This is a genomic window from Polynucleobacter sp. 39-46-10, assembly GCF_002282275.1.
On sequence record NZ_NCJB01000087.1, the window covers coordinates 1 to 9,427 of the forward strand.

Here is a 9,427-nt window from a genome sequence, read left to right on the forward strand (position 1 = left end):
ATGGCATAATTATGGCTGTTGCGGCTGTAGCTCAGCTGGATAGAGTACTTGGCTACGAACCAAGGGGTCGTGGGTTCAATTCCTGCCAGCCGCACCAACTCGTATGGGGCCTAGTTGAAAGACTGGGCCCTTTTTCTTTTTTAGGCATTTCAGAGTGGTTTTATCCAGATCCCTTATAGTTTGCCTATGAGCATTCCAGACGCTATTCCCTCAGATTCACTGGCTCCAGTTGCGGTTTGGTCACAAACCGATGCATTGCATGCTCAAGTGAGCTTGAGTGGTGTCGTTAATGTGTATTCATTGGCCGGCGTGTGGACAGCAGTGCGTGAAAAACAAACCCTGTGGTTGGGGCAAGGGGATGCTCAAAGCTGTTCCCTCGTTTTTGATGCTTCAAAGGTAAGTTCGCTAGATGGATCTGCTTTTGCCTTTTTAATTGACGTACAAGAGGCCCAACAAAAAGCAGGCGGACACTTTGATATCCAGGGCCTAGATCCGAAGTATCAACCGCTATTGAATGAATTCGATCCCATTCAGAATTTATTCCCTGTCCCCGCTGTTAAGCAAAAGAGAAATTTTGTAGTGAGCACCGGCATGGCCGCTCAAAATCTCATAGATGATGCTCGCGGACTGGTTACCTTCATCGGGCATCTATCAGCAGACTTGGCTTGGTCGATACGCCACATCAAGCAAGTTCGCTGGGGTGACTTTGTTAATGCAGCTGTAGAGGCTGGTATCGCTGCATTACCCATTGTTGGTCTGGTTGCATTTTTAATTGGCGTAATTTTGTCTTTTCAAGCCGCTATCGGCATGCAGCAATTTGGCGCTGTTTCGTTTGTGGGGCCGCTCGCTGCTTTGGGTATCGTGCGTGAGATGGGGCCTCTCATCACTGCAATCTTGCTTGCTGGCCGCTCATCAGCAGCTTTTGCTGCCGAGATCGGAACAATGACTGTCAATAGTGAAGTGGATGCTTTGGTCACCGGCGGCTTAAGCCCTATTCGATTCTTGGTAGTGCCGCGCGTATTAGCCGGAATTCTAGTGGCGCCAATATTGACCTTATTTGCCGATATCGTCAGTATTTTTTCCTCCATGCTGACAATGCAAATTTATGGCATCCCCTTTATTAATTTTTACAACGGCATGTTGGCCGCTGTTGACGTGGAAGATGTTCTATCAGGTCTTCTGAAGGCTACTTTATTTGGTGTGGTTGTTTCTGCAATGGGTTGTTTGCGTGGCATGCAAACAGGTACCGGTGCTGCCGCTGTGGGCATCTCTGCAACTCGGGCAGTGGTGAGTAGCATTGTCATGATCGTCTTGGTAGACGGTATCTTTGCCTACATCTCTTACAGGACGGGTTTCTGATGGATGCAATCGATAACGCAATCGATGTTCAAAACCTGACTGTAGGTTATGGCTCAAAGGTACTCTTACAGAACCTCAATTTTTCCGTCAAGAATGGCGAGATCTTTGTCATTTTGGGTGGCTCTGGATGCGGTAAGTCGAGCCTCTTAAAAAATTTATTTGGACTATATCAACCGCTTGCTGGAGATGTTTTGATTGAGGGTCAAAATATTACTGTGGCTCAAGGTGCCGAACGTCAAAAAATCATGACGAGTTTTGGAGTAATGTATCAGCAGGGCGCTCTATTTGGTTCTATGAATTTGCTTGATAACGTGACACTCTTTATGGAGGAGTACACGCAGCTCAGTAGAGATCAAATGAATCTATTGGCGCGGTGTAAGCTTGATCTGGTGGGTTTGCTTCCATACGAAACTTATATGCCTAGTGAGATTAGCGGCGGTATGCAAAAGCGTGCCGCGATTGCGCGTGCGATGGCTTTAGATCCAAAGATATTATTTTTGGATGAGCCATCAGCCGGCCTTGATCCGATTACATCAGCTGATTTAGATAGTACGATCTTGGACCTCTCCAAAAACTTGGGATTTACTTTCGTGATTGTTTCTCATGAGTTAGCCAGTATTTATTCGATCGCCGATAAGGTGGTTATGTTGGACAAGGACGCTAAAGGCATTATTGCTGAGGGTGATCCCAAGGTGCTGAGAGACAGCAGCAAAGATCCTCGAGTGCACCAATTCTTTAATCGCATCATGAGCAAGGACGCAGCATGAGTAATAACTCCAATCCCAATTATTTCCGCCTGGGCGTTTTTGTTCTGGCGGCAATCGGTGCATTGCTTGCCATTATCTTGATTTTTGGCTCAGGACAGTTCTTTAAAAAATCATTTATGGTGGAAACCTATGTCAAGCAATCGGTAACTGGTCTAGATGCTGGAGCAGCTGTGCGATTCAGGGGCGTAAAGATTGGGCAGGTCACATCTATCGGTTTATCGGGGGATTTGTATGAGAAGGAAACCCCGATGATTCAGAAGCAAGAGTATGTGGTTGTGAGAATGCAAATTTATGGCGATGCTATAGAAAAAAACCACCTAGAAACATTTGTTAAAGATAACTTGCGCGCACGCATTAGATCAATGGGTATTACTGGCGTGAATTATGTGGAACTGGATTTTTATCCCAAGCCTGATCGAAATTACACTCTCAAATACCCTTGGGTTCCCGAGTATCCAGTGGTCCCCTCTATGCCAAATCAGGCCGATGAAATTATTTCTGGCATTCAGAAGTTAATTGGCGCACTTAATGGCTTAGATGTGGATGGAACTCAAAAGAAATTTGATGCGCTCTTGGGTAACCTGAATAAGTTGATGGCTGGAGATGGAAAGCAGAATGCTGGCCTGATCAACTCAGTTCAAGATTTGAATGTACTGTTAGATCGGATTGCTAAGGTCACAGATAAGGACCAACTCAATATTCTGATGCGCGAATTGGTTGCAACGATGGTTTCCTTACGTCAAACCGTTACCAGCGTTCAGGGTGATACCACTGCAACTTTAGAGAACCTGCGTCAGGCGAGCGAACAGTTAAATGAATTCACTCGTGTTGCCAGCCAATCTCCATCTACTTTGATTTGGGGTGAACCACCTGCGCGTATTACGCCTCCAATCAATGGAGCTCAAAAATGACCCCAATTAATATTCCGATGATGAAGAGCTCACGCCTGACCCAATTTGCTGCTTGTCTATTCATCATGACTGCATTGAGCGCCTGCTCTTTGCCCAAAAGACCGGCTCTAGAGACCAGCAGTTGGATGGTGGCACCAGAGCGTACTGGTGCACCCTATAAGCCGCGTAGTGATTTATGGCTCAAGATGGGTTCAGTTTCGACAACACCTCCTTTTGATGGCAAGTCTTTAGTTTATCGATTAGGTGATCAGCGCTACGAAAAGGATTTTTATAATATCTATTCTGCGTTACCGAATGAGATGGTGAGCAATGCGACTCGTCAGTGGTTGAATAATGCTCAAATCTTTTCGATGACAGTAGGGCAGGGAAATAGCTTCTTTCCGTATTACATTCTTCAGACATCTATAGAGGAGTTTTATGGTGATTACCGGGTTCGCCCAGAGGCAGTCGTTACGGTAGAGTTTTTCCTTACTGCAACAGATCCTCAGAAGCGCAACCCAGTGATTGGTAAAAACCGTTACACCAAGAGAATTGCACTAAAAGACAATACTCCTCAAGAATTAGCTTTGGGTCAGCAAGAAGCCTTGGCACAAATTTTGAAAGAATATGAGGTAGTGCTTTATAAGTACGCTGGAAATCTACCCCCACCTCTAGGGCAGTAGTTATTTTAGAATTGCAAAAAATATAAAAAAGTGGAGAAGACATGGATTTAGGGCTTAAAGGCAAGGTTGCATTGGTCATGGCGTCAAGCCGAGGCCTGGGTCAGGCGATGGCTGTTTCTTTAGCACGTGAAGGCGTTAAGGTCGCGGTAACCGGTCGCAATCCCGAGGGATTAAAAAAGTCAGTTGAGTTAATTGAAGCGGCCGGCGGAATTGCTCTTGCATTGACTTGGGATTTATCGGACCCCTCCGTTATTAACGGTCTGGTGAGCAAGGTGGAAAAAGAACTCGGACCGATCGATATTCTGGTGAACAATACGGGCGGACCTCCTCCAACCCTGGCTGTTGGTCAGGATCCTGCCTTATGGCAGAAGAGCTTTAATGACATGGTTCTCTCATTAATCAGTATTACGGATCGGGTTCTTCCAGGAATGCGTCAGCGTAAGTGGGGCCGCATCATTACGAGTACCACTTCAGGTGCAATTGCCCCAATCAAGAACCTAGCAATCTCTAACACTTTGCGCGCTGCACTGCTAGCCTGGTCTAAAACCTTGGCGGCAGAAGTAGCTGCTGAAGGGGTCACAGTCAATGTGATCATGCCGGGTCGTGTAGCAACTGATCGCTTACGCCAATTAGATGAAGCACGTGCTCAACGTGAAAACGTCAGCTATGACTCCGTGGTGCAGGCTAGCCTGAAACAGATCCCAATGGGTCGTTACGGTGATCCTCAGGAGTATGGCGATACCGCCGCATTCTTGGCAAGCCAAAGCGCTTCCTTTATCACTGGGTCAGTGATCCGTGTTGATGGCGGTCAGATTCAGGCGATTTAATCGTAGTGCTAGTCAGTTTCTTTCAGGGCATTAAGCGAGACCTGCGATCCAGTGAGCTTCTTGCTTTACTGGTTGCGCTAACGCTTTCTGTCGCAGCCTTATCTAGCGTCAGTTTTTTGGCTGATCGGATGCAGCGGGCTTTTCAGTTTGATGCCCGCCAACTTCTTGCTGCGGATTTACTGTTAGTTTCTGATCAGCCGCTACCTGAGCGCTTTATTCAAGAAGCTAAAGGGCGACAACTCAACTCCGCTCAAACCATTGTCTTTCCAAGTATGGCTACCGTTGGCGCACAAAGTAAGCTTGCCTCGCTCAAGGCGGTTAGCGCTGCTTATCCTTTGCGCGGTACCTTACAAGTTTCTCCATCACAGGCAAGTCTTACTCCACCAGCAGGTTCGGTCTGGGTAGATCCAGCTATGCTCAATGTGCTGCAGGCTAAGCTGGGTGATCAGATGCTTTTGGGAGACAAAACATTTGTGATTAGTGGTGTCCTAGAGCGTGAGCTCGACCGAGGTGCTGGCTTTATGAATTTCGCGCCACGCGTGATGATGTCGCTGGATGATTTACCGGCTACTGGTCTGATCGGTTTGGGTAGTCGAGTCACTTATCGCTTGCTACTGGCGGGGAATGATCAGGCTATCTCTGATTATGAACAGTGGGCTACACAATGGATTGAAGTTGAAGGTCTGCGGGGTTTGCGTATCGAGACATTGGAAAATGCGCAACCCATGATGCGCAAAACGCTAGAGCGGGCGGAGCGCTTCTTATCGTTGGTTGCCTTGCTGACGGCAATGGTAGCCGCGGTAGCTATTGCACTCTCGGCGCGCCGCTACGTTTTAAAGCAGGCAGATGTGTGCGCCGTTATGAAATGCCTAGGTGCAAGCCAAAAAGTGATCATGATTAAGCAAATTAAAGTGCTGGGCAGTCTTTGCTTGGTAGCCGCTATGATGGGTGCCGCTATTGCTTATGGTGTCCAGGAAGTATTGATACGTATCTTAGGTAATTTAGTCTTTACTAGCCTACCTTCGCTATCCCTCTGGCCATTAGTTTGGAGTGTGCTGTTTTCTTCCTGCTTGCTGATTGGTTTTGCTGGGCCACCCTTATTTAGCCTGGTCATGATTTCTCCGGTGAGACTGATTCGAAAAGAGTTAGGCTCAGTCAATATCAAAGTACTTTGGGTTGCACTGTTTGGACTCATTACCTGCCTAGCGCTAATTGCTATAGCGGCCCAGGATTTGAAGCTGGCTTCTTGGGTTGCCCTGAGCTTTGGCTTGGCCCTTACGATTTTTGCCATAGTTTCTTGGCTATCACTTCGCCTACTCAATCTGTTGTTTTCGAGATGGGGTGCCAAGAGCTTTGCACTACGCTTTGCGCTGACCACGCAAGCACGGCGCTCAGGATTTGCCGTAATGCAGATTACTGCCTTAGGCATCGCCTTGATGGCCTTATTACTGATTCTCTTACTTCGTCAGGATTTATTGGCAGCATGGCAGGGGAATATTCCGGTGGATGCACCTAATCGCTTCATGATTAATATTCAGGAAGATCAAAAACCAAAAATCGCTCGGTCTCTACAAGATGCGGGTGTGGCAAAGCCTAGCTTCAGCCCGATGGTGCGCGCACGCCTAGTTGAGGTCAATGGAAAAACTGTTGGGCCGAATGATTATGTTGATGAAAATGCGCGACGCCTAGTTGATCGAGAATTTAACCTCTCCTATACCGAGCAGTTGCCTGAAGGTAATCGCATTACTGCGGGCAAATGGATTGAGGGCTATGCACCCCAGGTTTCATTGGAGGCGGGGATTGCGAAGACTCTGAAGTTAAAGCTTGGTGATCAACTTAGTTTTGAGCTTGCCGGTGAAAAAGTGACTGCGCCAATTACTTCTTTGCGCAAGTTAGATTGGAGTTCAATGAAAGTGAACTTCTTTGCCATCATGCCACCTGCCATGCTTGAGGAAATGCCACAGTCTTGGATTACCTCTTATTACCAAAGTGCTGCAATTGAAGGTCTTGATTACCAGCTTGCGCAGACCTATCCAAATCTCACTATTGTTGATGTGGCCACGTCCTTGCAGCAAATACAAGATGTATTGGATCGACTATCTTCTGTGCTGGGTTTGTTATTCGCCTTCACCATTGCGGCAGCGATTTTGGTTTTAGTTGCTGCAATTGCAGCAACGCAGGATGAGCGTTTCAAGAGCGCAGCCTTGCTTAAAGCGGTGGGCGCATCTCGTTATCTTCTTGGAAAGATTGCTTTAGCTGAACTCTTCATTATTGGTACTCTTGCTGGCACCCTGGCTGGGTTGGCTGCTGGAATAGCAGCATGGGCGCTAGGCCGTTTTGTTTTGGAGATTGAGTTCAATGCGTTTGCCCAATCTTTGGCAATGGGCATCGTTTTTGGAGTGCTCGCCTGTCTATTGGCAGGTTATCGCTTCCAGAGAAAAATTCAAACAACTACAGCAATGGAGTGTCTGCGCGAGAGTTGAAGCGCATTTTCATGTTTACGAGAGTGTGACTAAGTTCTTTGGCAGCTCTACTAAACGTGTTCCACCAAAACGGTCTGGCAGGCTCTGGCGCTTTAGGGGATTGACGCTATCCAAGTAAATGCTGAGTGGCCACAGGAATAAAGCAACTGCGAACAGCATCTCAATAATTTGCCATCTCTGAAGTTCGAAGATCCACTGTAAGAGAACGCACGGAAGAAGCCATAAAGATCCATAGACATAGCGCCAGATCGCTTGCTTGCGGGCCAGGTTATAACCCCCTGGACCAATCATCCTTACACGCCATGTTTGCATGGCAAGCGTCTGTCCAGACTTAGTCCAATACCAAACAAAGTAAATACCCAGAACAACATAGAGGTAGAGAAAGGTGAGCCAGCTTGGTAGGGAAATATTGAAGAGCATGCCTAGTCCCAAATTGGGGACTAGAAAAGTGAAGGCGATCACACCCAGTAAAACCAATTGCTCGTAAAGAGTACAAGATACCCTCCTCCAAAATTGCGGAGCAGGAAGCGTGTTTAATTCAGCGGGGGTGATCACGACTTAGGGGTTGCTCGAGTCGGTCTCAGAATCGCTGGCGCTAGAACTTCCAGTACTTTCTGATGGGGCTGCATTGCTTGCCGGTGGTGGCAGCGTTGGTGCTAGATTGGACTTCTGAATAATCGGATGCTGTTGTAATGTTGGCGCATTCGCTGCGGTCGGCTTTTTCTTATTGAGCTCTGCTTTGGCTAATTTCTTCTTCTGTTCATCGCTGAGTTTTTGATACGCACTCCAGGCCTCGGCTTTTTTCTCGGTTGGAAATTTCAGGCTACTCAAGTAATTTTCACGGGCGATACGGCGATTTTTTTGAGAGAGACTTGACCAGCTGGTCATGCGGGACTGAAGTCGTTGTCGGTCGATTTCGCTCATTCTGGGGTAGAGATTGGCAATCTGCATCCATTTTTTGCGACTCTCAGGAAGCATGTAATCCCAATCATCCTCGAGCGGCGCTAAGATTTTTTGCTGCCCTGGTTTGAGTCCTTCCCACGTGCCATCTGGTTTCTTTTCTAGGGTACCAGCACTTTTGACGTTGCTTCCAGTGGTGGTTTGAGCGAGTGCCTCTGAAGATTGCATTGATCCAGCAATGCCAATCGCCATCATGATAAAGATGCTGAGGGCTACACTGAACGATCGGGGATTTTTTAGCATGAGCTAATTGGACTTACTCTGAAACTTAGGATGGTGACTTAGTTGAATCAAGGCTGTCTTGATCGGATTCAGCCAAAGGACCATTTTTGAGGAAACCCATAAACCCGCTATCAGCATACGCATCAGGTGGGACATCATCAGTCAAAAGGGCGGCATCTAACTCAGCAATATCGTTAATGCGAGAGTCTTGTTGCCATTGGGCGATGCCAATCATTCCAAATACGAGCACAACTAGTGGGGCAACCCAGCCTACGTTATCCCAAAAAGAACGCGAGCCTGAAGACCAGTTTCCAGAGGTGCTGGTTAAAACATGTTCTTGGATGCGTACTTTTTCTGGTTTTTGGACGGAAAGCGCCTTGAGGCGCGCTGCATATAAGCGATCTTTGATGCCAGCAGGCAAGGATTGGGATCCTTGGTGGAGCAGGGCGGCAGCAGACTGGCCAAATTGGTCGGTTTCTGTTGTATTGAGGATGTCTTGATTGCGGTTCACAGCGTAATTCCTTTTAATTTCAATGCTTTAGCTAGAGCCTGGGTGGCTCTTGAGCAGTGGGTTTTGACGCTTCCCTCGCTACAACTCATGGCAAGGGCAGTTTCAGTAATACTCAGCTCATCCCAATAACGCATTAGGAAGGCTTCTCGTTGACGGGCAGGCAATTTTGATATTTCTGACTCAAGTGACTGCAGCAGCTGACTACGTTCCAGCTTAAATGCACCATCTTGGTGAATTTCACTGTCATCCGGGGCTGAAAGCGACTCCAGCGGGTCAAAATCATCGTTTTCGTCTGATTTCTTGCCCATATTGGAGAAGAGGGTGACCCAAGTGTTTCGGACCTTTTGCCTTCTAAACCAGTCATGAATCCGGTTTTGCAAGATTCTGGTGAAAACCAGGGGTAATTCCGCTGCGGGACGATCACCATACTTTTCGGCCAACTTAATCATGGCATCTTGAACAATGTCTAAGGCTGCATCGTCATCCCGCACAGCATAGACCGCCTGCTTGAAAGCGCGCTGCTCAACACTGCACAGAAAGTCAGAAAGTTCTTGGGGTGAAGCCATTCAGTTGATTAGACCTGAATCAGATGGAATTCGTCTATTTTAGGGGATTGCTATAGAATATAGGGCTTACTACCTAGAATCTCATTCAAGAAGTGGTTTTTTCCGGTAGCAGCGCCGTTCGAACTCAGGCCACAAGCAGGAGACAGAACAGACCAAACA

10 protein-coding genes and 1 tRNA gene are annotated in these 9,427 nt (G+C 47.3%); 7 read left to right on the top strand and 4 right to left on the bottom strand.

Annotated features, from left to right (window positions below; translation table 11 throughout):
* Window positions 1-20 precede the first annotated feature (20 nt).
* From B7X71_RS08560 to B7X71_RS08590, 7 genes are all read left to right on the top strand, one after another.
* A tRNA-Arg gene (locus tag B7X71_RS08560) sits at window positions 21-97 on the top strand.
* Window positions 98-186: 89 nt separating this feature from the next.
* Window positions 187-1,359 (top strand): ABC transporter permease, encoded by a 1,173-nt coding sequence (locus tag B7X71_RS08565; protein WP_293598548.1) that lies wholly within the window; start codon window positions 187-189, stop codon window positions 1,357-1,359.
* A complete protein-coding gene (locus tag B7X71_RS08570; RefSeq protein WP_293598547.1) occupies window positions 1,359-2,126 on the top strand; it encodes an ATP-binding cassette domain-containing protein in 768 nt (255 codons plus the stop codon). The genes B7X71_RS08565 and B7X71_RS08570 overlap by 1 nt, the downstream gene beginning before the upstream one ends.
* Complete coding sequence (locus tag B7X71_RS08575) at window positions 2,123-3,037, top strand: MlaD family protein (RefSeq protein ID WP_293598546.1); 915 nt, start codon at window positions 2,123-2,125, stop codon at window positions 3,035-3,037. Before B7X71_RS08570 ends, B7X71_RS08575 begins: the two co-directional genes overlap by 4 nt.
* On the top strand, window positions 3,034-3,699 hold the full coding sequence (locus B7X71_RS08580) for an ABC-type transport auxiliary lipoprotein family protein (protein ID WP_293600518.1): 666 nt from the start codon (window positions 3,034-3,036) through the stop codon (window positions 3,697-3,699). The genes B7X71_RS08575 and B7X71_RS08580 overlap by 4 nt, the downstream gene beginning before the upstream one ends.
* A gap of 41 nt (window positions 3,700-3,740) precedes the next feature.
* On the top strand, window positions 3,741-4,526 hold the full coding sequence (locus tag B7X71_RS08585) for an SDR family oxidoreductase (protein WP_293598544.1): 786 nt from the start codon (window positions 3,741-3,743) through the stop codon (window positions 4,524-4,526).
* 5 nt (window positions 4,527-4,531) lie between these two features.
* The gene (locus tag B7X71_RS08590; protein WP_293598543.1) at window positions 4,532-7,009 is read left to right on the top strand and encodes an FtsX-like permease family protein; all 2,478 of its coding nucleotides are present in this window, start codon (window positions 4,532-4,534) and stop codon (window positions 7,007-7,009) included.
* A 15-nt stretch (window positions 7,010-7,024) separates the two neighbouring features.
* Here B7X71_RS08590 and B7X71_RS08595 read toward each other — a convergent pair whose 3' ends face one another.
* Genes B7X71_RS08595 through B7X71_RS08610 form a run of 4 tightly spaced genes read right to left on the bottom strand, consistent with a single transcriptional unit; the run spans window position 7,025 to window position 9,268 of the window.
* Window positions 7,025-7,564, bottom strand: coding sequence for an RDD family protein (locus B7X71_RS08595; RefSeq protein WP_293598542.1), 540 nt, complete (start codon window positions 7,562-7,564; stop codon window positions 7,025-7,027).
* Between the two features lie 3 nt (window positions 7,565-7,567).
* Entirely contained in the window at window positions 7,568-8,212 is a 645-nt protein-coding gene (locus tag B7X71_RS08600) for a DUF3106 domain-containing protein (protein WP_293598541.1), read from the bottom strand.
* A gap of 25 nt (window positions 8,213-8,237) precedes the next feature.
* Complete coding sequence (locus B7X71_RS08605) at window positions 8,238-8,702, bottom strand: DUF3619 family protein (RefSeq protein ID WP_293598540.1); 465 nt, start codon at window positions 8,700-8,702, stop codon at window positions 8,238-8,240.
* Window positions 8,699-9,268, bottom strand: a complete 570-nt coding sequence (locus B7X71_RS08610) for an RNA polymerase sigma factor (RefSeq protein WP_293600519.1) — start codon at window positions 9,266-9,268, stop codon at window positions 8,699-8,701. The genes B7X71_RS08605 and B7X71_RS08610 overlap by 4 nt, the downstream gene beginning before the upstream one ends.
* Between the last annotated feature and the right edge of the window lie 159 nt (window positions 9,269-9,427).